Below are 24,556 nucleotides of genomic sequence, written 5' to 3'. Positions count from 1 at the left end.
GAGGATGACGGGGACGTCGTCTTGCGCACCATCTCTCCCCACGTCGTCCCCGCCTAGTGCGCAATTGCGCACGGGGCGCGGGGACCCATAGCCACCGGCCTTCGTTTTTGAACGAAGGCGTCTGCCATGGCAGTCAAAAGAGAGATCACGCGGTATGGGTCCCTGCGTTCGCAGGGACGACGAAGTCGTGTGCGACGACGAACTCATTTCGCCTTCAAAAACTCGCCCACCTCAAGCAGCACGAACTCATTGTCATCCGCCTTGTTGGGATCGCGGCTCGACGAGAACGGCAAATTGTTGTCGTTGCCGACGATGATATGCGTGTCGTCGACGCGGTCAACGTTCTCGATGGTGAAGAACGGGAAGGTCAGCACGCCGTCGTTGAGCGGCTTGCGCGCCTTGTTGTCGGGATCGCGGATCTTCATCAAATCGATATAGGCAATCTTGCGCACCGGCTTGCCGACATTGGCGTCTGAGAGTTCGATCTTGTAGACGCGCTTGAATTTCGCCAGATCTGCAAAGCAGTTCTCGCCGCGCTGGCCGGCCGGACAAGCCTTGTCGGCGGTGCCTTCGCCATTGTCGCGCTCGATGATCAGGCCGCTCGCCGCGTCGATCATGTTGAAGTCGCCGATGGCGTTGCCGTTCTGCTCGAACACGTAATTCCAGTAGCGGCCGGTAAACTTCTCCGCCGCGACGTCGAATTCGAGAATCCGCGCAGCTTCCTTGCCGTCGATCTTTTCAACGTCCTTCTTCTCGGCGTCCCACAGCGGGCCTTCGAGCAGGCCGTAGAGGAACTTGCCATCATTCGAGGCTGCAAAGCCTTCATATCCCTTGGAGCGGCGCAGATTGACCGTGGTGTAGCTCGCGCCGGGTGCTGCCGGCGACTGCACCGACCAATGATCGGGCGAGCGCACCGGCTTGCCGTCGGCCATGGTGTCGAACACGGCCAGGATCTTGCCGGTCTTGTCAGCCTTCAGCACATAGGGGCCGAACTCATCGCCGATCCAGAAAGTGTCGCCGATGATCTGAAATCCTTCGGTGTCGAAGTCGGCGCCGGTGAGATAACGCTTTGCGGTGTCCTCATGCAGGATGCGGAACGGCACTTTCTTGTCTGGGTCGTGCAGGAAGATGGTTTCCTGCCGCTCGATCTTGCCGGTCGCCCAGTCGATCTTGTGGCGGTTGAGATAGAGCATCGAGTCGGCCGAGTTGTAGCGCGAGCCCATGCCGTTGTCGGTGAGCACCCAGAACGAACCGTCCGGCATCACCTTGATGCCGGAATGGCCCTGCAGCGGCTGGCCCTTGAACGGCAGCGACACGCCGGTCGGCCGCTCATATGATTTGCCCATCACGGTGCCGACGGCATCGACGCGCTTGCCGGTGGTGTATTTGCCCGCGGTCTTGAGATCGTCGGGCGCATCGGTGGGCGCATCGATGAAGGTCTGCGCCGGCAGCACGGCGTGGCCCTTCAGCGTGGCGGGAAACTCACCCTCGCCCTGGGCGAAGGCGGCGCCGGCCAGAAAGACTGACGCGACGGAGCAGAACAATGACACGCGCATGGCGGATCTCCTGTGGGATGACGACGCGCCTGTCTTGCGGAGGGGTTGTTACAATTGGCTGACAGTTCCGTGAAGAAGCTGTAACGCCGTGGGATAACGCTGCGGCGTTATGCCGTCGGCGGGCCTGCCGGCCGCATCGTCTGCGGCAGCAGGAACGGCACGCCCTGATCGGTATAGTCGATCGTGACGTCGACCTCAAAAATCCGGCGGATGGTCTCGGCCGTGATCGCCTCGGCGCGGCCGCCATCGACGGCGAGCTTGCCGCGATGCAGGAGCACGATCCGGTCGGCGAAGCGCATCGCCAGATTGAGGTCGTGCAGCACGGCGATCACGGCGGTGCCGTTCTGCGCGCGCCGCCGCGCCGTTTCCACCAGGTCGATCTGGTGGCGCATGTCGAGGCTGGAGGTCGGCTCGTCCAGCAGCAGCAGGCCCGGGCCGTGCTGTTCTTCGCCGCAGGCGAGCTGCACCAGCACGCGGGCAAAATGCGCGCGCTGCTGCTCGCCGCCGGAGAGCGTCGGCAATTGCCGGTGGCTGAAATGCGCCAGATCGACTTCGCCGAGCGCGGCATCGACCAGCCGCTGCGCGGTGGCGCGGCCGGCGTCGCCCGCGCCCATATGGACGATTTCCTCGACCGTGAACGGGAAGGTGACGTTGACATGCTGCGACAGCATCGCGCGGTGATGGGCGAGAAGGCGCGGCGGATAGGCGTGCATATCGCGCTGCTTCAATTTGATCTGCCCGCGCGTCGGGCGGAGATCGCCGGACAGCATCCGCAGCAGCGTCGATTTGCCGGCGCCGTTGGGACCGACGATTGCGACCATCTCGCCGGCTTTGATGTGCAGATCGATCGCATCGACCAGCGTGGCGCCCCCGATCGTCATCGAGATCGATTGCGCTTCGAGAATGGCGGTCATAGCGAAACCAGCCCGCGCTGGCGCAACAGCATGCCCAGGAAGAACGGCGCGCCGATCGCCGCCGTCAGGACGCCGATCGGCATTTCCGCGGGCGCCACGATGGTGCGGGCCAGCGTATCGGCGCCCACCAGCAGCACCGCACCTAACAGCATCGAGGCTGGCAGCAGCAGCCGGTGCGCCGGCCCGATCGCCAGCCGGAGCAGATGCGGCACCACGATGCCGACAAAGCCGACCACGCCGCAGACGGAAACCGCGACCCCCGTCATCGCCGACACCAGCACGATCGAAATCCGCTTCAACCGCTCGACGTCGACGCCGCTGTGAAACGCCTCGGCCTCGCCGAGCACCAGCACATCGAGCCCACGCGCGATCCAGACGCAGGCGATCAAAGCGAGCCCCAGCACCGGCGCCAGCGCGGCGAGCTTGGGCCAGGTCGCGCCGCTCAGCGAGCCCAGCATCCAGAACGTGATGTCGCGCAACTGGCGGTCGTCGGCGATGAACACGAGCAGCCCGATGCCGGCATTGGCGATGGCGGCGATGGCAATGCCTGCCAGCAGGAAAATCGCAATCGAGGTGCGACCCGAACGGCTCGCGATCGAATAAAGGGCGATCGTCGTCACCAGCGAGCCCGCGAAGGCCGCAATCGGCAGCAACTGGTTTTGCATGAAATGAAGGCTTTGGCCGATCGGGCTGTCGGTGATGACGATCGCCGCGGCGGCTGCCAATGCGCCGCCGGAGGAAACGCCGACCAGCGCGGGGTCGGCGAGCGGGTTGCGAAACAGCCCCTGCATGATCGCCCCCGACGCGGCGAGCAGGGCGCCAACCATCGCCGCGGCGGCGATCCGCGGAATCCGGATCGACCACAGCACGAGCTGGTCGCGCGCGAGCGTTGGACTGGCTGAAGCGTCCGCCCACAGGCCGAGCGCGGCAGGCAGCCGCGCCATCGGAATTCCGGCGGCGCCCATCGTGAGCGCGACCAGCGCCGCACCGGCAAGCGCGGCGAGCAGGCAGATGAGGGTGAGGGAAGCGGGCGGTCGCAGCGCATACCCGCTGCGGCGCTTCGCGCCAGCATCAGTGAGAGCGGTCATTGCCGGCAATCGGCGGTGAGTGCCGCGGGCTTGAACTTCTCCGCCTGAGGCGCCAGCGCCGGATAGAGCTTGACCGAGAGATCGCGCGCTGCGGCTGCCGTACGCGGGCCGAAGCCGAGCAGATAGAGGCCTTCCATGGAGATAAAGGTCTTGTTGGCCGCGACCGGGGTCAGCGCGAAGGCGGGGTGGACATACACGGCTTCCGCGGCCACCGAGTCCTTGCCGCGCTGGATCGAAAGCACCACGTCGGGTTTGGCTGCGACGATCGCCTCGTCATTGATGATCTTGTAGCCGTCATAGCCGTCGATGGCGTTGACACCGCCGGCCAGTGCAATGATCTCGTTCGCAGCAGTCTTGTGGCCGGCGGCCATCGCGCGGCCGTTCAGCAGCGACATCACGAACATCACGCGGACCGGCTTGGTCACCTTGGCGCGCAGCTCCCGCAGCTGGGCCAGATCGCCGGCGACCGCCGCCGTCAGGCATTCAGCGCGCTTGTCCGCGCCCATGGCGTGACCGACCAGCTTGATCTTGTCGATCAGTCCCGCTTCCGAAAAGGTTTCGGGCACCAGCACCAGCGGCACCTTGGCTGCCTCCAGCACGTCCATGGTTTCCTTCGGACCGGATCCCTGCACCGCCAGCACCAGCGAGGGATTGAGCCCAAGAACGCCCTCGGCCGAAAGCTGGCGCATATAGCCGACGTTCGGCTTGTCGCGCAGCGCCGCGGGCGGATAGAAGCTGGTGGAGTCCACGCCGGCAAGGCGGTCCTCGAAACCGAGCGCGTAGAGGATTTCTGTAATCGCGCCGCCGATCGAGACGATTCGCGCGGGATCGCTGATGGTGACGTCGCGGTTACGTGCATCATGCACCGTAATGCCCGCGGCGAGTGCTGTGCCGCCAAGCAGGAAAGCACCCGCGGCGGCCGACAATGCGAGCGTGCGACAAAATGCCATTACCGGTTCACCTGGTCGGGTCATTTGGTCAGGATCAGCTTGTTCTGCGACGTCAGCCGCAAGCGGTAGTTGTCCTCGCCATGCGCGATGATGATTTCGCGCTCGGTCGCGAACAGCTCGCGGCTGTCGATCCGGCTGCCGTTCATGGTGAGAAGGCGCGTCGCAGGCGACGGATTTTCGGAACGTTTTCCGGCGCCTCCGACATTATCTCCTGAAGGTGCCGCCATAATTGCTGTTGTGTCCCCAATGTTCCCGAACAGCTGCTTGTATAATTTGATCGACGCGCAATCCAACTGCTGCACTTTACAATCGATATAAAGTGCGCCCTGGCATTATTGACCGGTTCCGCAACGCGGCGTAACCAAGATAGACGCGATACGAGCGGGGGTGCCCGGTCGCGAGAAATTGGTAGCCAGCAAGCAGCCGCTCATCACCGCGGCTCCCGCCAGCCAAACCCAAGAGACAGAACAACAGGTTGGGGCAATATGGCTTTCGGGGTCAGGCATTCGCGCGCCTTGGTTTTGGGCGCGTCGGCATTTTCGTTCGCATTGATGTCGTCAGGCGCGGCGTTCGCGCAGGCGCTCGACGCGGAGACGATTACGCGCTCTTCGGAGCAGAAGAAACAGAAGCAAGCCAAGCGCCAGCAAGCCAAGCCGCAGCAGGCGCAGCAAGCCCCGACGCCCGTCAGGAATGCGATGGCGCAGATCGGCGCTGGACCGGTGCAATCGCTCGATACGATCACGGTAGCGGCCTCGAAGACCGAGGAGCGCGCGATCGACGCGCTGGCTCCCGTCAGCGTGGTGACGCTCGAGCAGATCCAGGGCCTGCAGCCGAACCGGCTGTCCGATATCTTCTACAACGTGCCAGGTGTTTCGTTCCAGGAGCGCGGCGACGACCCCTCGACCGTCATCAACATCCGCGGCCTGCAGGATTTCGGCCGCGTCGCTGTTGTCGTCGACGGCGCGCGGCAGAACTATCAGCGGACCGGCCACAATGCCAACGGCTCGTTCTTCCTCGATCCCGAACTGGTCGGCGGCGTCGACATCGTGCGCGGCCCGACCGCGAACATCTACGGCTCCGGCGCGATCGGCGGCGTGGTCTCGTTCCGCACCAAGGATATCAACGACGTCGTGCGCCCGGGCGAGCGCTGGGGCGTTGATATGACCGGCTCCGGCGGTACCAACAGCGCTCGCGGCCTCGGCTCGATCTTCGGCGGCGTGCGCGTCAATCCCGATGTCGATGTGTTCGGCGGCGCGGTCTACCGCACGCAGGGCAACTACAAGGACGGCAACGGTACTGAGATCGGCAATACCGGTAACGAGATCGCGGCCGGCCTGATGAAGGTCACGGTACGGCCGGCTGACGGCCACGAGATCAAGCTCGGCGGCATCTTTCAGGACTACCAGTACAGCATCGGCCAGTTCAATCGCGGGCCGGTTCTGACCGCGGCGCAGCGCGCACTCTTCCAGGGGTCGTCGGTCTATGCGTCCGACGCCAAGAACTACACCGGCACGCTCACCTGGAAATACAGCAAGCCGGACGACAATCTGTGGGACTGGAATCTGTCGCTCTACGGCAATCGCACCGATAACGACCAGATCAAAACCGCTCATATTAGCACCGGCGGGGCCGCCTTTTGCGGCGCCGGTAACGTCGGCAATAACGTCTCCGGCTGCGTCGGCGACAAGCGCGGCTATGTGATCGATACGCTCGGGATCGACGTCTACAATACGACGCGCTTCAATGTCGGCGACTGGCGGAACGCGGTTACGTTCGGCATCGATGCCTTCCAGGATGACGTGAGAACATCCGACAGCCGTGGCAACTCCAACATCACCACGCCCGGCGGCCTGCGCACCGTTTCCGGCGGCTTCGCGCAGTTGAAGCAGAATTATTCGACCTGGTTCGAGGCGGTCAGCGCGATCCGCTACGACCGCTACGAGCTTCACTCGCCGACGGTGGCAACCGGTGGCGGCGGCGACCGCTTCTCGCCGAAGATCACCATCGGTGTGACGCCGGTGGCGGGTTTCACGCCCTATGTCAGCTATGCCGAAGGCTATCGTGCGCCCTCGATCACGGAAACGCTGATTGCCGGCGAGCACGCGACCGGCGGCGGCCCTCCGTTCTTTCCCTGCCCGGGTGGTACGGTCGGATTGTTCTGTTTCCTGCCGAATCCAAGTCTGCGGCCGGAGGTCGGCAAGAACAAGGAAGTCGGCATCAACCTGAAGTATGACAACATCTTCAGCGCCAACGACAGCTTCCGCGGCAAGTTCAACGTGTTCCGTAACGATGTCAGCGACTATATCGATCTCGTTGGATCGACGCCGCGGCCGCCCATCCTCTTCCCTACCCCGGGCCTCTTCAGCCAGTTCTTCCAGTACCAGAACATCGCACAGGCGCGGATCGAGGGCATCGAGGCCGAGACGGTGTATGACGCCGGCCTGTGGTATGTCGGCCTCGCCGGCCACCTGATCCGTGGCAAGAACGTCGCGACCAATATTGGGCTCGCGACCATCACGCCGCGCAAGATCACGACAACCGGCGGCGTGCGGCTGCTCGACCGCAGGCTGATCCTGGCCGCGCAGTGGTCCTCGTTCGGCGCCAACAACGACGTGCCCGCCGGCTATCTGCCCGCGACCGGGTATGAGCTGGTCAATCTGTACCTGACCTGGAACGCGACCAAGGACATTGTGTTCTCGGCCTCGATCGACAATCTCTTGAACCAGTATTACCGGCCTTACGCCATCCCCGGCAGTTCCAGCGACGGCACCACGCAGAACGACGTGTTGTGGTCGAGCCCCGGACCGGGCAGGGTCTACAAGGCCGGATTGAAAATTCACTTTGGCGGAGTTTAGTTCGACGAGCTGACAAACCGATCAAGTTGCACCGGGCCGCGCTGATGCTCCAGCGCGGCTTCGGTGCATGCGTGTTTCCAACCAACTCAAACGGTACGCCAGGCGCACCCAGCAACGCAGCAAGGAGATTTTGAAATGTTTATCGCAATGAACCGGTTCCAGGTGAAGATTGGCTCCGAAGCGGCCTTCGAGACCGTCTGGCGCACGCGCGAGTCCTATCTCAGCAGCATGGCCGGCTTCGTCGAGTTTCACCTGCTCAAGGGACCCGTCGCCGACGATCACACGCTGTATTCGTCGCATACGGTCTGGGTCGACAAGGCCGCGTTCGAAGCCTGGACCAAATCGGAAGAGTTCCGCCGCGCCCACGCCCGCGCCGACAACAAGACCGGTGAAAGCCTCTATCTCGGCCATCCCAAGTTTGAAGGATTTGAAGTGATCCTGAGCGAGCGCAAGTCCAGCGCCGCCGCTTGACGGGGAGGGTGCGATGTTGAGCACGGACCTAGCCGACCTCAAGGCCTATATGGCGGAGAATCCCGGTGCTGTCATCGAGGACGTGGCGCGGGACCGCAAGGTTACGCCGCGCGCCGTGCTCGAGGCACTGCCGGAAACGATGGTGCGCATCGGCGGCGGCAGCGAGTTTGGCGCCGCGATGAACGACGTCGCGCAATGGGGCGAGGTGACGCTGATCGTCCACACTGATGATGCGATCTTCGAATTCACCGGCTCCATCCCGGCGGGCGAGGTTGGCCGCGGCTATTTCAACCTGATGCAGCCAAAGGGGCTTCACGGCCATCTTCGTCACGAACGCTGCGCGGCTGTCGCTTTCGTCGAGCGGCCCTTCATGGGCAAGGCGTCGGCCTTCATCGCGTTCATCAATGTGGACGGCGGCATCATGTTCAAGGTGTTCGTCGGCCGCGACGAGACGCGCGCGCTGCGCGGGGACCAGTTGCAACGCTTTCACACGTTGGCCGAAAGGATCGCGCCCGCCCGCGCGGCGTAGCCGATCCGCATTGTCAGTCCGGGAGGTGGCCATGCAGCGAACAGTGCTGGACATTATGATCCGTTGGTGTGGCGCGGCCGGTGTGGCCGCCTTTCCGGGCGTGGCGCTCGCCGCCACTGACGTTGCGCTGCTGCCGCGCAACCTGTCGCCCTGGAACATGTTCCTGAATGCGGACATCGTGGTGCAGGCGGTCATGGTGGGACTTGCCTTCGCCTCGCTGGTGACCTGGACGATCTGGCTTGCCAAGACCATTGAAGTCCGCCGCAAGACGGCAGCCGCCAGGCGCCGCCTGAGCCTGCTGGAAGCCGATACGGTGCTGGCCAAGGCCGAGCAAGAAACCCGCGGCGGCAACGATGCCGTGGCGCAGATCATCCAGTCCGCCGCGCGCGAGGCCAGCTTGTCCGGCGGCCATTTCGACGACGGCCTCAAGGAGCGGGTGGCGCTGCGGCTGGAGCGGGTCGAGGCCGCGATGTCGCGGCAGATCGCCCGCGGCACCGGCGTGCTCGCCACCATCGGCGCCACCGCGCCGTTCGTCGGCCTGTTCGGAACGGTCTGGGGCATCATGAACTCGTTCATCGGCATTTCCGAAGCCCACACCACCAATCTGGCCGTCGTTGCTCCCGGCATCGCGGAGGCGTTGCTGGCGACCGCGCTAGGTCTCGTAGCGGCGATCCCGGCGGTCGTGATCTACAACCATCTCACCCGCACGATCACGGCCCATCGCGCGCTGATCGGCGACGCCTCGGCGATGGTGCTGCTCCTGATTAGCCGCGAGGGCGATCGCGGTTCGTTTCGCCTCGCGCGCGCCGCCGAGTGAGCGAGGGAGTGTGAGCGATGGGCGCCAAACTGGGTAGCGTGGTCGGGGGCCGGGCGCGTGGCGGCAGCGACGATCTTGTCGAGGCGCACGAGATCAACGTCACGCCGTTCATCGACGTGATGCTGGTGCTCCTGATCATCTTCATGGTCGCCGCCCCCCTCGCAACCGTCGATCTCGGCGTCAATCTTCCCGCCAGCGCGGTCGAGCCGTCGCCGCGTCCGGACAAGCCGGTGTTCGTCACGGTGAAGCCGGATCTGTCGGTTGCCGTCGGCGAAGACATCATCGCGCGCGACACGCTGACGGCCACCATCGACGCCGCCACCAAGAGCGACAAGAACGAACGTATCTATCTGCGCGCCGACAAGGCCGTCAGCTATGGCGACCTCATGGAAGTGATGAACCTGTTGCGCAACGCCGGCTACCTCAAGATCGCGCTGGTCGGCCTCGACGGCCGGAGCTAGCGCCGTGAACGCGTTCGCGCTGCATGATGTTTCCGACCAGGCCTCCGCCCGGCGCTGGGGTGCGTCGGCTTTCGCGATCGCGGCCGCGCATGCTGCGCTGATCGCGTTGGCGCTGAACTGGTACACGCAGCGGCCGGTGCCCGGTGTTTCCCTGCCTGCGATCATGGTGGACATGACGCCGGTTTCCACCGCACCACAGCCGACGCAAGCGGATCTCGCGCCGGGACCGGTCATGCAGCAGGCCGATGCCTCGCCGCCGGAGCCCGCGGCTGCGGAAGCAGTCCAGGAACAGATCGCGCCGACGCCGCCGCAGGAGAAGCCGGAAGTTGTCGCCCCGCCGGAGCAGAAGACCGAGCCGACCCCGCCGAAGCCGGAGCCGGCCAAGGTCGAGCCCGAGAAAAAGCCGTCGCCAGTAAAGCCCAAAGTGGTTCGCGTGGACGCGAAGAAGCCTTCCGACGCGCCGCCTGCGCCGCGAACGACGGCCTCGCCCAAGGCCGAACGCCAGGCGCCGGCCGCGTCCGCCGCCAACGCCGGCGCATCGGCGGCGGCCCTCGCCTCGTATCGGCAGATGGTCGCAGCCCATCTGCAACGCTTCAAGCAGTACCCGCCCGCCGCCAAGTCCGCGGGCCAGCAGGGCACCTCGCGGGTCAGCTTCACGCTCAGCCGCAGCGGCGGAGTGCTTTCCGTCAGCCTCGGCGGCTCGTCCGGCCATTCGCAACTGGATGCCGAGACGCTGGCGATGGTGCGCCGTGCCCAGCCGTTCCCCGCATTTCCTGCTGATGTGAAGCAGTCCTCAATGCCGTTTAGCGCGCCGGTGGCGTTCTATATCCGGTAATGTGGGATGGCCATCCCTGGAGGGATTTGTTCCCTCTCCCGCTTGCGGGGAGGGCTGGGGTGGGGGTGTCTCCGCGAGTCACACTGCCCGTGTGGAGAGAGCTTCCCCCACCCCACCCGTATCGCATCTTGCGATGCGATACGACCTAAGAGCGAGGTTCGCTCGTCTCGACCCCCGCAAGCGGGAGAGGTGAAGTTGCGGTGCTATTCCTTCACCGCGCCGGTCAGCGACGACACGTAGTAATCCACGAACAGCGAATAAAACAGTGCGACCGGCAGCGAGCCGAGTAGCGAGCCTGCCATCAGCGCGCCCCACTGGTAGACGTCGCCGGTGACGAGCTCGGTCAGGATCGCGACCGGCACCGTCTTGTTGGCGCCGCTCTGGATGAAGGCGAGCGCGTAGATGAACTCGTTCCACGACAGCGTGAAGGAGAAGATGCCGGCCGAGATCAGGCCGGGCACCGCGAGCGGCAGCGTGATCCGCCGCAGGATCTGCAGCCGTGTGGCGCCGTCCACCAGCGCGCATTCCTCCAGCTCATACGGGATCGACTTGAAATAGCCGATCAGAAGCCAGGTGCAGAACGGCACCAGGAAGGTCGGATACACCAGGATCAGCGCCATCGGTGAGTCGAACAGGCCGAACTGCACGATCACGGTGGCCAGCGGAATGAACAGGATCGAAGGCGGCACCAGATAGGCGAGATAGATGCCGAGGCCAACGTAAGGGCTGCCGCGGAAGCGCAGGCGCTCGATCGCGTAGGCTGCAAGCGTAGAGGCAAACAGCGACAGGAAGGTGGAGCCAATTGCCACGAACATCGTGGTCTTCAGCCAGGTCGGATAGGCGGTGTTGAACAGCAGATGCTTGATATGGGCGAGCGTCGGCGAGGAGATCCAGAACGGATTGTGCTCCTTGAAGTTCAGAAGCTCGGCGTTCGGTTTGAACGCGGTGATCGCCATCCAGTAGAACGGGAACAGCAGGATCAGCACGAAGCAGGACAGCGGCAGATAGATCATCATCACCCGCCGCGCGCGGGAATCCCACGCCATCGTATCCGGCGTGGCGCTGGCGACATTGCTGTTACCGGGTTGGGCGGCTACGTCAGTCATTGGCTTCTCCCTGCTGCCATTTGCGGCGCGCGAGGCCGAAGTAGCTGAACAATGTCGCGAACACGAGGAACGGGATCATCGACACCGCGATCGCCGCACCCTCGCCGAGCTCGCCGCCGGCGATACCGCGCTGGAACGCGAGCGTTGCGAGCAGATGCGTTGAGTTGACCGGCCCGCCGCGGGTGATGGCGTAGACGAGCTGGAAGTCGGTGAAGGTAAAGATGATCGAGAACGTCATCACGATCGCCAAGATCGGTAGCATCATCGGGAAGGTGATGTAGCGGAAGCGCTGCCAGGCACTGGCGCCGTCCAGCATAGCCGCCTCATAGAGCGAGGGCGAGATCGTCTGCAGGCCTGCCAAGAGCGAGATTGCGACGAAGGGAATGCCGCGCCAGATATTGGCTACGATCAGCGAGAAGCGCGCGCTCCAGGGCGTGCCGAGGAAATCGATATTGGTGGTGCGGATGTGCAGCACCTCGACCAGCAGATAGGAAATGATCGAGAACTGCGGATCGTAGATCCACCAGAACGCCAGCGCCGACAGCACCGTTGGCACGATCCACGGCAGCAGTACGATGGCGCGCAACAGGCTCTTGAGCGGGAAGTGGTTGTTGAGCAGCAGCGCCAGCCAGAAGCCGAGCGCGAATTTCCCGAAGGTCGCGACCGCGGTGTAGAACACGCTGTAGAACACCGCGCCCCACCACAGGGGATCGCTCCACAGATACTGGAAATTCTCGAGGCCAACGAAGATGCCGCGCCGGCCGATGGTGGTGTCGGTGAAGGCGAGCCAGACGCCAAGGCCGAGCGGATAGGTGAGGAATACCGCGAGCAGGCCGATCGCCGGCGTCAGGCACATGACGATGAGGAACGGCTTGTAGTCGAACAGCCGGACGATCCAGCCCGGCTGTCGTTGCTGTATCACGCGTCGAGAAGGCAGGGTCGTCACAGACATTGGAGATTGTCCTGGTCCGATTCGGAGCAGTCATTCCGGGATGGTGCGCAAGCACCAGACCCGGAATCTCGAGATTCTCAGGTGCGCAATTGCGCACCATAGTTCGCCCCGGAATGAGCGGCAGTCGCCCTGCTAAGAACGGCGGAAATAACGCTTGGCGCGCCGGTCCGCTTCGGCGGCGGCGGCTTCCGGGGTTGCGGCGTCGGTCGCGACCGAAGCGCACATCTGCACCAGCACGTAGTCGGCGTTGACCGCGCCGCTCGCCGCTGAAATCGGCCCCGCGTATCCGGTGTAGTATTTGTTGGCCATCGTATCCCGGAAGATCTTGATCTTGGGATCGCTCGACCACACTGCGCTGTCGGCATAGGCAGTAAGCGGATGTGCCCAGTAGCCGCTATTGGCGGTGAGCCAGGGATCGTACTGTTCTCTTTCCATCATGAACTGCAGGAACGCTTTCGCCGCATTGGGATAGGGGCTGTGCTTGAACACCATGGCGTTCAGGCAAAGGCCGCCCATCGGCGGGCTCTTTGCAAGCCCCATCGGCAGGAACTGGTGCTCGCTGTCCTCCGCGATCGCCACCGTAGCTGGGTCGTTCTTCAGCGAGAAATACAGCGATACGCCGTTCGCCGTCAGCGAGATTTCCTGCGACGAGTAGGCGCGGTTGTTGCTGACGTCATTCCAGGAAGGCGTGCCGGCGATGAAGGTCGGGTAAAGCTGCTTGAGATATTTGAGTGCCGCCACCGTTTCCTTGCTGTTGATGGTGACGTTGCCGGCCTCGTCGAGCAGGGCGGCGTTGTGCGACCACAACAGCCAGTTGGCAAAGCCGTTGCCATCGCCGACGGCGTTGCCAAGCGCGAAGCCGGCGGGCTTGCCGGCCTTTTGCAGCTTCTGGCACAGGTCCAGAAGCCCGGCATGGTCTTCCGGAACCTTGTCGAAGCCGGCGGCTTTGATGATTGACTTACGATAAATCAGCGGGCCTGCCGTGGCGCCGAACGGCAATCCGATCCATGCATTGCTCTTGTGGCGCTTGCCGTATTTCTCGGCGAGCCACATCCAGCCGCCATAGCGCTTGCCGAGATAGTCGGCGACGTCGGTCAGCTCGATCAGCTTGTCGGCGTAGATGTGCGGCGCGTCCGTGAAACCGATGATGATGTCGGGCCCGGCGCCCGAGTTCGAGGTCACCGCGGTCTGCTGGTTGATATCCTCCCAGCCGACGAAGTCGACCTTGACCTCCACGCCGGTCTTTTCGGTGAATTTCGCCGCATTGGCCCGGAACACGTCTTCGTCCGGCTTCACGAACCGGACCGGGCGCAGCATCCGCAACGTCGCGCCCTTCTCGATCGGTAGCGATGGCGCGGGGACGTCGGCGGCCTTGATCGGCGATGCAGTCTGGGCCGATGCGCCGGTCACGGCCAGGGCCGCGGCGGATGCGCCCAAAGCCAACGCATCGCGACGGGTGATGTCGTTCATGCTTCTCTCCCTGTGCTGGTTCCCGGGGTTGAATCGCCGATGAACCTGTCGTTCGAAAACGCTTCTTGGCCGTCGCTAGCTGTTCGGCCCTCGATCCATGCTGACGGGCTGCCAGCGTCGAAGCGAGGTGTTTTGCAGCACCGACGGATTGACGCAGCTTACCGGCCACATCCCCTGCAGGACCAGTGACAATTCGTAGCCCACGCGACGCTTGCGCGCTTCGTCAAAACGTGCCGATGCCGAGGCCACATGCGCGGTCAGGGTGACGTTTTCCATCGAAAGCATCGGGTTGTTGTGGGACGGCGGCTCTTTTTCCAGCACGTCGAGGGCGGCGTGGGCGATCCAGCCCTCCTGCAGCGCCTTGATCAGCGATTCCTCGTCCACCGTAGCGCCGCGGCCGGTATTGATGAAGACGGCGGATTTTTTCATCTGGCGGAAATGCTTCTCGGTGAGCATGTGATGCACCTCGGGCCGCGCCGGCGCATGCATCGAGACGAAATCCGACTGCGACAGCACCTCGTTCAGCGTCGAGGGGATCACGCCGTGGTCGTACATCAGCGTTTCCTGGATGAAGGGATCGTAGGCCATCATGCGCAGGCCAAAGGGCGCGGCGCGCTTGGCGACCGCGCGCGCCACCCGGCCGAACGAGATGAAGCCGAGTGTCTGGCCCATCAGCCGCGGGATCTTCAAAAGCGCCGGTCGGCCCTCCGACCAGCGGCCGGTGCGCACCATCTTGTCCTGCTCGACCAGCCGCCGAAAACCCGCCAGCAGGAGCATCATGGCGTGGTCGGCGACCTCCTCGATGAAGGTGTCGGGGATGTTGGTGACGGGAATGCCGCGGGCGGTGGCGGCCTTGACGTCGACCGAGTCGACGCCGACGCTGCCGAGCGTGATCACCTTGCAGTTTTCGAGGGCGTCGATGACCGCTTTGGTGATCGGCATGCCCTTGGCGTAGATCGCATCCGCGGTCTTTGCAGCGGCGATGAATTCCGCCTCGTTGGCCGGCGCCTCGATGATCTCGGCTCCGATCGGATCGAGCGCTTCCTTCTCGTAATCATAGCCGCCGCCGGCGACCGTGAAGCTTGCGCCCTTCGGCGTCACCACCCTGTATTTCGGCATTTCCTGCTCCCGATTTTATTCTTCGGTGTTTGTTTGAGGCGGCGGGCGCCGCCCCTTTCTTTTGCGTGATTTCTTTTACGCGACTTCTTCTTTTACGCGAATCGGCTGCTGCCAGTTACAATCGCCGGTTGCTGCCCGGATTGGAAGCAGCGTGTTCCGGCGGCTTTCCGCTGGTCTTCGTAACAAAGCGCTAAAGGGTCTCACGATATTGTGCGCCAAATCAATCGGCCAATCGCGTGCCACGCGCCTATTTCCGGAGATCCCCGTGAAGCTGACCAATCTCAAGATCACCCCCAAGCTCGGCATTCTGGTGGGCGTGACCCTGCTCGGCCTCTGTGTCGCCGGCTTGCTCGCGGGCTATCTGATGAAGCGTGAGATGCTGAATGCGCGGATCGAGCAGACCAGGGCGATCGTCGACATGGCGCGCAACATGGCGCTCGGCCTGCAGAAGCAGGTTGCCGCGGGCCAGATGACCAAGGAGGCGGCGATTGCCGAGTTCAGCAAGCGCGGCAATACGCTGACCTTCGACAACGGCAACGGCTACGTGTTCGCTTACACGATGGATGGCGTTGCGGTGCTGGCGCCGGTTCCCTCGCAGATCGGCCAGAACCGCATGGACATCGACACGGGCGGCAGGAAGCTGGTGCGTGAGTTGCGCGACGGTGTCGCGGCGAATGGCGAAATCATGCTGCGCTATGAATTCCGCAAGCCGGGACAAGACGACCTGATCCGCAAGTTCTCCTACGCGGTTCCGATCCCCGGCTGGAACATGTTCGTCGGCACCGGCGCCTATCTCGACGATCTCGACACCAAGATGAAACCGATCGCGGCGGTGCTCGGGCTTGCCATTCTCGGCATCGCGCTGATTGCAGGCAGCATCGCCTGGACGATCGGCCGCAGTATCTCGAAGCCGCTCAGCCAGCTCGGCGCCCGCATGCAGGATCTGGCCGAGGGCCGGCTGGACGGCGCCATTCCCGGTATCGGCCGCGGCGACGAGATCGGCGCGATGGCCGCAACCGTCCAGATCTTCCAGGACAACGCGGTGCGCATCCGCGGGCTCGAACAGAAGGAAGCCGAGGTGCAGGCGCGCGCCGAGGCCGAGCGGCGGGTGGCGATGGAAAGCATCGCCAGCGACTTTGAACGCAGCGTGACCGGCATCGTTCGCTCGGTGTCGACGGCGGCGGCCGGCATGCAGACCACCGCGCAGTCCATGACCACCACCGCCAGCGACGCCAGCGCGCGGGCTGCGACCGTCGGCGCGGCATCGCAGCGTTCGTCCGACAATGTCGGCACGGTGGCTTCCGCCGCCGAAGAGCTCTCCAGCTCGGTGACCGAGATCTCCCGTCAGGTGGCGCGCTCCAGCGAGATCGCCAGCAAGGCGGTCAGTGACGCCGAACGCACCAACGCCACCGTCGGCGCGCTCTCGACCGGCGCGGAGAAGATCGGCGAAGTGGTGAAGCTGATCCACTCGATCGCCGCTCAAACCAATCTGCTCGCGCTCAACGCCACCATTGAAGCGGCGCGCGCCGGCGATTCCGGCCGGGGCTTTGCGGTCGTGGCGTCGGAAGTGAAGGCGCTGGCCAACCAGACCGCGAAGGCGACTGAGGAAATCTCCTCCCAGGTCGCGGCCATGCAGGCGTCCACCAGCGAGGCCGTGGCCTCGATCGGCGGCATCACCGAAACCATCTCGCAGATGAGCGAGATCACGGTTTCGATCTCGACCGCCGTCGAGCAGCAGGGCGGTGCCACCCGCGAGATCGCCCGCAACATCCAGTCGGTGGCGGCCGGATCGAACGAGATCTCCAGCCATATCGGCGGTGTCACCACGGCGGCGGCCGCAACCGGCAAGGCGGCCTCCGAGGTGCTGGCCAACGCCCGCGAACTCGACACCCAGTCCGGCATGCTGCGCAGCGCGGTGGATGAATTCCTCGGCAAGGTAAGGGCGGCGTAAGCGATAGAATGCAGGAATCGGTAGGGTGGGCAAAGCGAAGCGTCCCCACCATCCGTCAACGAGTCCTAGCGAGAATGGTGGGCACGCTGCGCTTTGCCCACCCTACAAAGCTGAACTCGCTGCAAGTTGGCGCGTGGAAATTCGTGAGGGATGATTACGACCACCTGCGGATACATGAGCCGCACGAGAATACGAGGGATGTTCGCCCTTCTCCCGGCTATTCACTGGGGCAATCAGGCAACACAGATCTCTTCCACATCAAATCACAATCCAACAATCTGACTTCGTGAGGGATTTTATTTTTTTCGGTAACTTTGCACTCCGATTGACAATGCGACCAAAGAAGAGTCGCGAACATCGACCAACTTCAAGCAGAGCAGCGTCGGCGTGATGATCGGGCAGTGACGCTGTCGCAAATCGTGCATCCAGCCTTGCGTTGCAGGTTTGAAACGGACGCTAATTTTGGCAAGCCGCGCCGGCTGATTGCCTGCGCACCGATCCTCTAATTTGTGTGTGTAGTGCGATGATCCGCATGGCTCCATGTTATCTCCAGCCCCAACGGGACCGTGCGGCCTGTCTCTCGGCGCGGATGATCGTCGCGAAGTGCGTTGTGCAACGGAGTGGGAATGAGGCGATGAAGTACAAAGATCGTATTGGCGAACGCGGGTGTCAGGACCGTCTCGAGAGTTTGCTGAAGAGCGCCCTTTACACGAAACTGCAGCCGCTGATGTCACTCGAGACCGCAACCAAAAAGCGGAGAGCCCAGAAGAAGAAGGCGTCAATCGGTTCCGGGCTCGCGAAATCAATGAAGACGACTTCCGGCTAGCGGTGCGGCCCACCGTTAGCGATCAACCCCAACAAGTGCAGCGTACGTCATCGTCCGCTTTCGCGGACGATGACGGCCTTGTTGGCGGCGCCGGGGCACGCTTCCTTTACTGTTTCTCAATCCCCGCTTCTGTGATCAGCTTTTCCCACACCTTGAGCTGCTCCTTCACAAACGCGTCGAATTCCTCGGGCGGGCCCGAGAACGCCTCCATGCCGCGCTCGGCGAGCTGGCTCTTGATGTCAGGTCGTTCGATGACCTTGCGGATTTCCGCATTCAGCCTGGAGACGACATCCTTCGGCATGTTGGCCGGGCCGAAATAGCCCTGCCAAGAGGTGATGTCGAAGCCCTTCACCGTGGCGTCCATGGTCGGCAGATGCGGCAACAGCGCCGAGGGTTGTTTGGTGGTGACGGCGAGCGCCTTCAGCGCCTTGGCGTTGACGTGGGGCAGGCCGGTCGGAACGTCGATGAACATCATCGAGACGCGGCCGGCGATCACGTCGGTCAGGGCCGGCGGCGAACTCTTGTAGGGAACGTGAAGCAGATCGATTCCGGCGAGACGGGCGAACGTCGCGCCCGACACGATCGCCGAAGAACTGCCGCTGGCGTAGGAGTATTTGCCCGGCTCCTTCTTGGCGAGCGCGATCAGTTCGGCCACCGAATTGGCCGGGACGTCCGGATGGATCACCAGCATGAACGGCAGGTCGCCGGTCCGCGCGATCGGCGTGAAATCCTTGACCGGATCGTAGGTCATGTTCTTAAGCAAATACGGATTGGCCGAATGCGACGTGTTGGTCGTCACGAACAGCGTGTAGCCGTCGGGTGCGGAGCGGGCGACATAGCTCGCTGCAATCGAACCATTGGCGCCCGCCTTGTTGTCGATCACCATGCTGACGCCGAGCGCGACACCGAGTTCTTTCCCGATCAGGCGCGTCGTGGTGTCGGTGCCGCTGCCGGCGGCGAACGGCAGCACCAGCGTGATGTTGCGGTTCGGGTAGGGCGCCTGCGCGGAAGCCGTGGCGATCATCGCCAGCATCATGGGAGCCACTGCGGCGACGTGCCGGTACCGTTTCCATAACGCGAACATGTAGTTGTTTCCTCGGTTGTTTTTATGGTCGATTGGCCGGCAAGCTAGCCTGCCGGGATCGAAAGGGAAAGCCGGTAAGACGTCAAGCCGCAGGCCGGCTCAAGCCTTCTTGGCCGAAGCCCGCCTTGAGGCGATCACCACGCCGGCCAGCACCAGCGCATAGCCCACCAGATGGAATAACCGCAATTGCTCGCCGAGCAGCAGGATCGCCATCGCCGAGCCGAACACCGGCACCAGATGGAAGAACGGCGCAGCACGATTGGGTCCGATCAGCGCCAGCCCGCGGTTGAAGAACAGATAGGCCAGCGTCGAGGGAAAGATCACGGCATAGCCCAGCGTCGCCATCGAGATCATGTCGAACTTCAGCGTGGCGCCGGTCGAATATTCCCAGATCGAGAAAGGCACCAGCATCAGCGCGCCGCAGCAGGTGGTGAATGAAATCAGCGACAGCGCGTGCGTCACCGGTCGGCGCGGGATCAGGGCTGAATATAATGCGAACGATACGAGCGAGCTGGCAAACATCAGGTCGCCGCGGTTGAAGCTGATGCTGGCAAGCGCGCCAAAATCGCCGCGCAGGATGATGGTCAAGACGCCCGCGAGCGAAATGGTGATGCCGGCGAGCTGCGCGCCCGTGAGGCGGATGCCGAACAGCGCCAGCGACCACAGCGCGACAAACAGCGGTCCCGACGACTGGATCAGAAGCGCGTTCAGCGCCTCGGTATACTGCAGAGCCCAGTAGGAGATCGCATTGTTGTAGGCGAACCCGACGAACGAAAGAAACAGCATCATCGGCAGATGCGCGCGCAGCATCGGCCAGTCCTGCTTCAGGTGCGGCCAGGCAAAGGGCAGCAGGATCAGAAAGGTGCCGATCCAGCGGACGCAGGACAGCGTCAACGGCGGCACGTGGCCGGCGACATGGCGCGCCAGCACGATGTTGCCGGCCCAGAACAGCGAGGTCAGGCTCAGCAGCAGATAAGGCTGGTTGGTCAGCCACCGGACCGGATCGAGGGCAGGCGGCGCTGGTGCGGGCTGGGTCATGGTCGCGAGTCGGGATAGGGCCGGATTTTCCGCCGCGCGACAAGTCCCATGCATGCAATGCTACAATGTCCTTGATGTCGCGAGGTACCGTCGGTGGTTGTGGACTTGCTGAACGTGAAGGGCCTTCAATATCCCGTAGCCCGGATGGAGCGCAGCGAAATCCGGGGCATCTGACCACTTGCGAGAGACCCGGATTACGCTGCGCTCCATCCGGGCTACGACATCCCGCAACCCACTCAAATACGCGGAATGCCGGCGTCGTTGATCACTTTCGACCATTTGTCGGTTTCGGAAATTATCAGCGCGCGCATTTCCTCCGGCGTGCTGCTGCGGACTTCGCCGCCGGTCGCGGTTTCGAGCGCCGTCTTCGTCGCGGGGTCGGCCAGCATCGACTGGATCTCCGCATTGAGCCGCTTGACGATGTCGGGCGGCGTGCCCTTCGGAACCAATAGCCCCGCCCAGGTCCGCACGTCGAAACCCTTGACGCCGGCTTCCTGCGCGGAAGGTACGTTCGGCAGCAGCTTGGTGCGTGCGGGGGAGGTGACCGCGAGGCCGCGAATGGCGCCGCTTTCGATCTGGCTTGCGAGCAGCACTGTGGTCCCGACGACCACGGGAACGTCTCCGGCGAGCAGGGCGGTGACGGTCAGTGCATCGCCGCGATAGGGGACGTGCACCATCTTCGTGCCGGCGGTGATGTTCAACAGCTCGCCGGCGAGGTGATGCGTGCTGCCGAAACCGACCGAGCCGTAGCTCAGGTCATCGGGCTTGGCCTTGGCCATCGCAATCAGGTCCGCCAGCGTCTTCGCCTGATGGTCGGCGCGAACCGCGACCACCAGCGCGTAATACACCATCGTGGACAGCATATCGAAACTGTCGACCGGGCTATAGGCGAGCTGCTTGTACAACGCGCCCGAGATCGCGTGCGCGCCGGTGACGAGACCGATCGTGTGGCCGTCCGGCGCCGACTTCGCGACGGCGTCGGCGGCAAGGTTGCCGCCCGCGCCCGGCTTGGCTTCCACCAGCACCGGCTGCCCCAGCCGCTTGGAAAGGCTGTCGGAGACGATGCGCGCCATGGTATCGGCGGCGCCGCCCGCCGCAAAGCCGTGCAGCAGCCGGATCGGCCGGGTGGGATAGGTTTGCGCAGTGGCGATCGAGGGCGCGAGGCACGCCATACTTACCGCCGCGACTGCGATGTAACGCAGGGCATACCATCGTCCGCGCAGGACGTTCAACGATCGAGCCATTTTTGTTTCATCCCTGGTGTTTTGTTTTTTGACGTGAGCCGGTCGGCTGGTGGTGACGCGGCGCGATTACTTCACGCCGCGCATCGTTGGAGAAAATTCGGTAGCTTCCTTGGCCGGGCCGACGCCCCAGACGTCGCGCGGCAATCCCACCCAGGTCTTCGGCCGCTGCGGTCGATCGTGATGCCAGGGGCGAGGCTCGAAATAGCCGAGCTCTTCGTCGAGCATCAGGTCCATGCTGTAATAGAGCTCGATCAGATGGCGATCGGGATCGTGGTGGTAGACCGCCACGTTGTGGCCGGGTCCGTGCCGAACCGGTCCCCAGAGAATCTGGAACTGGTTGCGCCCGAGCAGGTCGCAGGCCTGGTGCATGTGCGAGGCGTCGCGCAGCTCGAAGGCGAGATGATGAAGCCGGCCGTCCGTGCCGCGCGCGAAATTCATCGCGTGTTGTTCGGGGCCGCAACGCAGGAAGACGAAGTTTTCCTCGATGCGGTCGGAGACACGGAAGCCGAGAACGTCGCCGAAGAATTTGGCCGCCTGCTCCGGGTCGGGCGAACAGAGCGCGACGTGACCGAGCTTGGCAACGGCAAGGCCGCGGATGGGTTCGACCGCCTTGCAGAACTCCCATTTCGAGAACAATTCGATCCGGTGCCCGTCCGGGTCGTCGAAGACTAGCGCCTTCGGTATTCCAGGCGCCGTGTCGCTCCTGATTTCCGATTTGATGTCGAGGCTTGCGAGCGACCTCTGCAGATCGGCCGGATCGAGGTCGGGGGCAACTTCATAGGCGATGGAGGTGGGGTAAGGGGCCGCGCCGCGTTCCAGCACCAGCGTCAGCTCGTCGGACTCGGTGCCAAGCAGAACCCGGCCGTCGCTGCGCCCAATGACGCCAAGCCCGATGACGGATTGATAGTAGTCGAGTTGTGCCTCGATGTTCGGGCTGGTGAAGGTGGCGTGTCGCAGCCGCTTGACCTTGATCATCTCGGGACCTCTTGAATTCAGGCAAAATTTCCGGGCCGTGCGCGGGTACCTCGCTCAATCCGGCGTCATCACGATCTTGCCGAATGCCGCACCCGAATCGAGCAGTTCATGCGCGGCGCGCACTTGCGAGAGCTTGAAGCGTTTGAAGATCGAAGGACGAATGGCGTCCTCGGCGAGATAGCCGATCATCTTGCGCATGATGTCGCGCCGGCCTTCGCGGTCGTGATCATAGATGTGAAAGGAAAAGCAGCGGATCGCCGGGCAGATGTCGAGATACTTCCGCATCTCGCCCATCAGGTTTTCCGTCGGGAGGCCGGCAAACGCATTGTAGGAGATGACGGTGCCCCATTTGTCGAGCGCGCCGAGATAGGAATAGAATTCCGGGCCGCAGACATGATCGAGCACGAGGCTGACGCCGCGTCCGCCCGTCAGCGCGCGGGTGTGGGCGACCACGTCCTCGTCGCGATAGAAGATGATCTCATCCGCTCCCATCTTGCGCGCGAAGGCGGCCTTCTCCGGGGTGCTGACGGTCCCGATCACCTTCATCCCGGCGATTTTCGCAAGCTGCACCAGCGAGGTCCCGACCCCGCCGGCCGCACCGATGACGAGGGCGGAGTGGGGCGGCGTGCTGGAGCCGCAATTGTTCAACAGTGCCCAGGCGACCTGGTAGTTCGGCAGGCAAACCGCGTCCTCGAACGCGACGTTCTCGGGCAGCACGTGCACGGCGTCCGCAGGGGCGGCGACATATTCGGCGTAGCAGCCGCCGCGCTGGGAAAGGTCGCGCGCGCTCAGCAGCACCCTCTGGCCGACCGAGACCTCGGTCACCTCAGCGCCTATGGCTTCGATCTGTCCGGCGACGTCGTTGCCGGGATTGGCCGGCAGTGGCGGCATCCATTTGTAGACGCCGCTGCGGATCAGCTTGTCCGGCTGGCCGACGCCGAAGGCCTGCGCGCGGATCAGGACGTCCCGCTCGCCCAGGGCCGGCATCGGCACCTCGGTATAGTCGAGCGCCTCCGGGCCTCCCGGACGATGCACCAATACAGCCTTCATGCGAACGCATGCCCCCAATTTCAGCATTTTCGAAAATATTGCTCATTACGAAAATGATTGCAACGGGATTCTGTTGATCTGGGATGGCGTGCCTTTTGCTGCTAAGGAATCAATGACCGCAACGGCGCTCACAGCTTGCAAGGCAAAATGCACCGCCGGCGCCAGCTCCGGCTGATTGCCCGCATGGGCAGTCGATGGCGGTCCATCCCAACAAAGAAGCGTAACGAGGGCACCCAGGCGACGGATTTCGGTTGCGTTCGGCTATATTTTCGAAAATAGTATCTTTTGACGAAATTTAACACCGCAACGAGAAGGATGTCTGTCGCATGCGGCTGCTCTCATTTCTGAACAATGGCCGGGAGACCTGGGGAGCGATCGCCGGTGACGGCGTGGTCGATCTCGGCAGCAAACTCCCTTACGCCACGCTGCAGGACTTCATCGGAAGCTCCGATTTCGACAAGCGCGATGGCATCGTGGGAGGCTTCAAGCCGGACCTGAAGCTGGCCGACGTCGAATACCTTCCGGTCATTCCCCGCCCCGAGAAGATCGTTTGCGCCGTGCGCAACTATCTCGACCATCACCAGGAGGCGGTCGCCCACGGCATGAAGCGCGAACTCACGGGATTTCCGCCGATCTTCCTGCGGGTCTGGCGCTCCCAGGTCGGGCATGACGCGCCGGTGATCCGGCCCAAAGTATCGACCCATCTGGATTGGGAAGGCGAGCTTGCAGTGATCATCGGCAAGCCCGGCCGCCATATTTCCGAGGTCGATGCCATGGGCTATGTCGCCGGCTATTCGATCTACAATGACGTCAGCGTGCGCGACTATCAGCGGCATGCCCAGCAGATCGCGGCGGGCAAGAATTTCGTCGGCACCGGGCCGTTCGGGCCCTGGATGGTGACGACGGATGAACTGCCCGATCCGACGAAGCTCAAGCTCGAGACCCGCATCAACGGCAACACGGTTCAGAAATCGGACACCTCGTTCCTGATCTTCTCGATTCCGCGGCTGATCAACTACGCCTCCGAGATCTTCGACCTGATGCCGGGCGACGTCATTGCCACAGGCACGCCGGCCGGCGTCGGCTTTACGCGCAAGCCGCCGATGTTCCTCGTGCCGGGCGATGTCGTCGAAGTCGAAGTGGAGAAGATCGGCGTGCTGCGTAATCCCGTGGTCGATGAGTGCGCGCAATCGTGACGGCTTACGATATCAGGAAGACGCAAGTCTCGATCGAAGAAATCTGGCAGCAGCGCGAGCCGCGCGGTC

Annotated in this window: 22 protein-coding genes; 8 read left to right on the top strand and 14 right to left on the bottom strand. The window is 63.5% G+C overall.

Annotated elements, in window-relative coordinates:
* Window positions 1–203: 203 nt before the first annotated feature.
* The 5 genes from KIP88_RS10000 to KIP88_RS46430 form a co-directional block, all read right to left on the bottom strand.
* A complete protein-coding gene (locus KIP88_RS10000) occupies window positions 204–1,556 on the bottom strand; it encodes an esterase-like activity of phytase family protein (RefSeq protein ID WP_214487715.1) in 1,353 nt (450 codons plus the stop codon).
* A 107-nt stretch (window positions 1,557–1,663) separates the two neighbouring features.
* Window positions 1,664–2,470, bottom strand: coding sequence for a heme ABC transporter ATP-binding protein (locus KIP88_RS09995; RefSeq protein ID WP_214487714.1), 807 nt, complete (start codon window positions 2,468–2,470; stop codon window positions 1,664–1,666).
* Window positions 2,467–3,558: an iron ABC transporter permease gene (locus KIP88_RS09990; protein ID WP_214487713.1), complete on the bottom strand. Its 1,092-nt coding sequence runs from the start codon at window positions 3,556–3,558 to the stop codon at window positions 2,467–2,469. The genes KIP88_RS09995 and KIP88_RS09990 overlap by 4 nt, the downstream gene beginning before the upstream one ends.
* Window positions 3,555–4,508 (bottom strand): hemin ABC transporter substrate-binding protein, encoded by a 954-nt coding sequence (locus KIP88_RS09985; RefSeq protein WP_214487712.1) that lies wholly within the window; start codon window positions 4,506–4,508, stop codon window positions 3,555–3,557. The genes KIP88_RS09990 and KIP88_RS09985 overlap by 4 nt, the downstream gene beginning before the upstream one ends.
* A 20-nt stretch (window positions 4,509–4,528) precedes the next feature.
* On the bottom strand, window positions 4,529–4,735 hold the full coding sequence (locus tag KIP88_RS46430; RefSeq protein ID WP_249790654.1) for a hemin uptake protein HemP: 207 nt from the start codon (window positions 4,733–4,735) through the stop codon (window positions 4,529–4,531).
* Between the two features lie 258 nt (window positions 4,736–4,993).
* Here KIP88_RS46430 and KIP88_RS09975 point away from each other — a divergent pair, with 258 nt between their 5' ends.
* The 6 genes from KIP88_RS09975 (at window position 4,994) to KIP88_RS09950 (ending at window position 10,476) form a co-directional block, all read left to right on the top strand.
* On the top strand, window positions 4,994–7,363 hold the full coding sequence (locus KIP88_RS09975; protein WP_214487711.1) for a TonB-dependent hemoglobin/transferrin/lactoferrin family receptor: 2,370 nt from the start codon (window positions 4,994–4,996) through the stop codon (window positions 7,361–7,363).
* A gap of 135 nt (window positions 7,364–7,498) precedes the next feature.
* Entirely contained in the window at window positions 7,499–7,834 is a 336-nt protein-coding gene (locus tag KIP88_RS09970; RefSeq protein WP_214487710.1) for an antibiotic biosynthesis monooxygenase, read from the top strand.
* A gap of 13 nt (window positions 7,835–7,847) precedes the next feature.
* Window positions 7,848–8,363 (top strand): heme utilization cystosolic carrier protein HutX, encoded by a 516-nt coding sequence (gene hutX / locus KIP88_RS09965; RefSeq protein ID WP_214487709.1) that lies wholly within the window; start codon window positions 7,848–7,850, stop codon window positions 8,361–8,363.
* Between the two features lie 55 nt (window positions 8,364–8,418).
* Complete coding sequence (gene exbB, locus KIP88_RS09960) at window positions 8,419–9,180, top strand: tonB-system energizer ExbB (RefSeq protein ID WP_249790709.1); 762 nt, start codon at window positions 8,419–8,421, stop codon at window positions 9,178–9,180.
* Window positions 9,181–9,197: 17 nt separating this feature from the next.
* Window positions 9,198–9,641: a TonB system transport protein ExbD gene (gene exbD, locus KIP88_RS09955; RefSeq protein ID WP_214487707.1), complete on the top strand. Its 444-nt coding sequence runs from the start codon at window positions 9,198–9,200 to the stop codon at window positions 9,639–9,641.
* 4 nt (window positions 9,642–9,645) lie between these two features.
* Window positions 9,646–10,476 carry an energy transducer TonB gene (locus KIP88_RS09950; RefSeq protein WP_214487706.1) on the top strand — a complete coding sequence of 277 codons (831 nt, stop codon included), beginning with the start codon at window positions 9,646–9,648 and terminating at the stop codon, window positions 10,474–10,476.
* A 203-nt stretch (window positions 10,477–10,679) separates the two neighbouring features.
* Here KIP88_RS09950 and KIP88_RS09945 read toward each other — a convergent pair whose 3' ends face one another.
* From KIP88_RS09945 to KIP88_RS09930, 4 genes are all read right to left on the bottom strand, one after another.
* A complete protein-coding gene (locus KIP88_RS09945; RefSeq protein ID WP_214487705.1) occupies window positions 10,680–11,582 on the bottom strand; it encodes a carbohydrate ABC transporter permease in 903 nt (300 codons plus the stop codon).
* Window positions 11,575–12,534 (bottom strand): carbohydrate ABC transporter permease, encoded by a 960-nt coding sequence (locus tag KIP88_RS09940; protein WP_214487704.1) that lies wholly within the window; start codon window positions 12,532–12,534, stop codon window positions 11,575–11,577. Before KIP88_RS09940 ends, KIP88_RS09945 begins: the two co-directional genes overlap by 8 nt.
* Before the next feature lie 132 nt (window positions 12,535–12,666).
* Entirely contained in the window at window positions 12,667–14,004 is a 1,338-nt protein-coding gene (locus KIP88_RS09935; protein WP_214487703.1) for an ABC transporter substrate-binding protein, read from the bottom strand.
* A gap of 75 nt (window positions 14,005–14,079) precedes the next feature.
* Window positions 14,080–15,123, bottom strand: a complete 1,044-nt coding sequence (locus tag KIP88_RS09930; protein ID WP_214487702.1) for a C-terminal binding protein — start codon at window positions 15,121–15,123, stop codon at window positions 14,080–14,082.
* Window positions 15,124–15,388: 265 nt separating this feature from the next.
* On the opposite strand from KIP88_RS09930, the gene KIP88_RS09925 reads away from it, so the two are divergent.
* Window positions 15,389–17,074 (top strand): methyl-accepting chemotaxis protein, encoded by a 1,686-nt coding sequence (locus KIP88_RS09925; RefSeq protein WP_308163443.1) that lies wholly within the window; start codon window positions 15,389–15,391, stop codon window positions 17,072–17,074.
* 932 nt (window positions 17,075–18,006) lie between these two features.
* On the opposite strand, the gene KIP88_RS09920 is transcribed toward KIP88_RS09925, so the two are convergent.
* The 5 genes from KIP88_RS09920 to KIP88_RS09900 form a co-directional block, all read right to left on the bottom strand.
* Window positions 18,007–18,936 carry a tripartite tricarboxylate transporter substrate binding protein gene (locus tag KIP88_RS09920; protein ID WP_214488011.1) on the bottom strand — a complete coding sequence of 310 codons (930 nt, stop codon included), beginning with the start codon at window positions 18,934–18,936 and terminating at the stop codon, window positions 18,007–18,009.
* A gap of 147 nt (window positions 18,937–19,083) precedes the next feature.
* The gene (locus KIP88_RS09915) at window positions 19,084–20,022 is read right to left on the bottom strand and encodes a DMT family transporter (protein WP_214487701.1); all 939 of its coding nucleotides are present in this window, start codon (window positions 20,020–20,022) and stop codon (window positions 19,084–19,086) included.
* Between the two features lie 236 nt (window positions 20,023–20,258).
* A complete protein-coding gene (locus KIP88_RS09910) occupies window positions 20,259–21,266 on the bottom strand; it encodes a tripartite tricarboxylate transporter substrate binding protein (protein WP_249790653.1) in 1,008 nt (335 codons plus the stop codon).
* 66 nt (window positions 21,267–21,332) lie between these two features.
* Window positions 21,333–22,241 (bottom strand): VOC family protein, encoded by a 909-nt coding sequence (locus KIP88_RS09905; RefSeq protein ID WP_249790652.1) that lies wholly within the window; start codon window positions 22,239–22,241, stop codon window positions 21,333–21,335.
* A gap of 54 nt (window positions 22,242–22,295) precedes the next feature.
* On the bottom strand, window positions 22,296–23,291 hold the full coding sequence (locus tag KIP88_RS09900; RefSeq protein WP_214487700.1) for a zinc-dependent alcohol dehydrogenase family protein: 996 nt from the start codon (window positions 23,289–23,291) through the stop codon (window positions 22,296–22,298).
* Window positions 23,292–23,617: 326 nt separating this feature from the next.
* On the opposite strand from KIP88_RS09900, the gene KIP88_RS09895 reads away from it, so the two are divergent.
* Window positions 23,618–24,487, top strand: coding sequence for a fumarylacetoacetate hydrolase family protein (locus KIP88_RS09895; RefSeq protein WP_214487699.1), 870 nt, complete (start codon window positions 23,618–23,620; stop codon window positions 24,485–24,487).
* Window positions 24,488–24,556: the final 69 nt, after the last annotated feature.

This window comes from Bradyrhizobium sp. SRL28 (assembly GCF_018596315.1).
Classification (GTDB): Bacteria; Pseudomonadota; Alphaproteobacteria; order Rhizobiales; family Xanthobacteraceae; genus Bradyrhizobium.
The sequence above is the reverse complement of the archived record's forward strand: the minus strand, read 5'-3'. Positions and strand labels throughout refer to the sequence as shown.

What these genes read in the sequence shown, in the direction of transcription:
- KIP88_RS10000 (WP_214487715.1), bottom strand. Translation starts at nt 1,556, where the DNA reads ATGCGCGTGTCATTGTTCTGCTCCGTCGCGTCAGTCTTTCTGGCCGGC.
- KIP88_RS09900 (WP_214487700.1), bottom strand. Translation starts at nt 23,291, where the DNA reads ATGAAGGCTGTATTGGTGCATCGTCCGGGAGGCCCGGAGGCGCTCGAC.
- KIP88_RS09970 (WP_214487710.1), top strand. Translation starts at nt 7,499, where the DNA reads ATGTTTATCGCAATGAACCGGTTCCAGGTGAAGATTGGCTCCGAAGCG.
- KIP88_RS09985 (WP_214487712.1), bottom strand. Translation starts at nt 4,508, where the DNA reads ATGGCATTTTGTCGCACGCTCGCATTGTCGGCCGCCGCGGGTGCTTTC.
- KIP88_RS09910 (WP_249790653.1), bottom strand. Translation starts at nt 21,266, where the DNA reads ATGGCTCGATCGTTGAACGTCCTGCGCGGACGATGGTATGCCCTGCGT.
- KIP88_RS09935 (WP_214487703.1), bottom strand. Translation starts at nt 14,004, where the DNA reads ATGAACGACATCACCCGTCGCGATGCGTTGGCTTTGGGCGCATCCGCC.
- KIP88_RS09895 (WP_214487699.1), top strand. Translation starts at nt 23,618, where the DNA reads ATGCGGCTGCTCTCATTTCTGAACAATGGCCGGGAGACCTGGGGAGCG.
- KIP88_RS09930 (WP_214487702.1), bottom strand. Translation starts at nt 15,123, where the DNA reads ATGCCGAAATACAGGGTGGTGACGCCGAAGGGCGCAAGCTTCACGGTC.
- KIP88_RS09905 (WP_249790652.1), bottom strand. Translation starts at nt 22,241, where the DNA reads ATGATCAAGGTCAAGCGGCTGCGACACGCCACCTTCACCAGCCCGAAC.
- KIP88_RS09975 (WP_214487711.1), top strand. Translation starts at nt 4,994, where the DNA reads ATGGCTTTCGGGGTCAGGCATTCGCGCGCCTTGGTTTTGGGCGCGTCG.
- KIP88_RS46430 (WP_249790654.1), bottom strand. Translation starts at nt 4,735, where the DNA reads ATGGCGGCACCTTCAGGAGATAATGTCGGAGGCGCCGGAAAACGTTCC.
- KIP88_RS09920 (WP_214488011.1), bottom strand. Translation starts at nt 18,936, where the DNA reads ATGATGCTGGCGATGATCGCCACGGCTTCCGCGCAGGCGCCCTACCCG.
- KIP88_RS09990 (WP_214487713.1), bottom strand. Translation starts at nt 3,558, where the DNA reads ATGACCGCTCTCACTGATGCTGGCGCGAAGCGCCGCAGCGGGTATGCG.
- KIP88_RS09945 (WP_214487705.1), bottom strand. Translation starts at nt 11,582, where the DNA reads ATGACTGACGTAGCCGCCCAACCCGGTAACAGCAATGTCGCCAGCGCC.
- KIP88_RS09995 (WP_214487714.1), bottom strand. Translation starts at nt 2,470, where the DNA reads ATGACCGCCATTCTCGAAGCGCAATCGATCTCGATGACGATCGGGGGC.
- exbD (WP_214487707.1), top strand. Translation starts at nt 9,198, where the DNA reads ATGGGCGCCAAACTGGGTAGCGTGGTCGGGGGCCGGGCGCGTGGCGGC.
- KIP88_RS09915 (WP_214487701.1), bottom strand. Translation starts at nt 20,022, where the DNA reads ATGACCCAGCCCGCACCAGCGCCGCCTGCCCTCGATCCGGTCCGGTGG.
- KIP88_RS09940 (WP_214487704.1), bottom strand. Translation starts at nt 12,534, where the DNA reads ATGTCTGTGACGACCCTGCCTTCTCGACGCGTGATACAGCAACGACAG.
- exbB (WP_249790709.1), top strand. Translation starts at nt 8,419, where the DNA reads ATGATCCGTTGGTGTGGCGCGGCCGGTGTGGCCGCCTTTCCGGGCGTG.
- hutX (WP_214487709.1), top strand. Translation starts at nt 7,848, where the DNA reads ATGTTGAGCACGGACCTAGCCGACCTCAAGGCCTATATGGCGGAGAAT.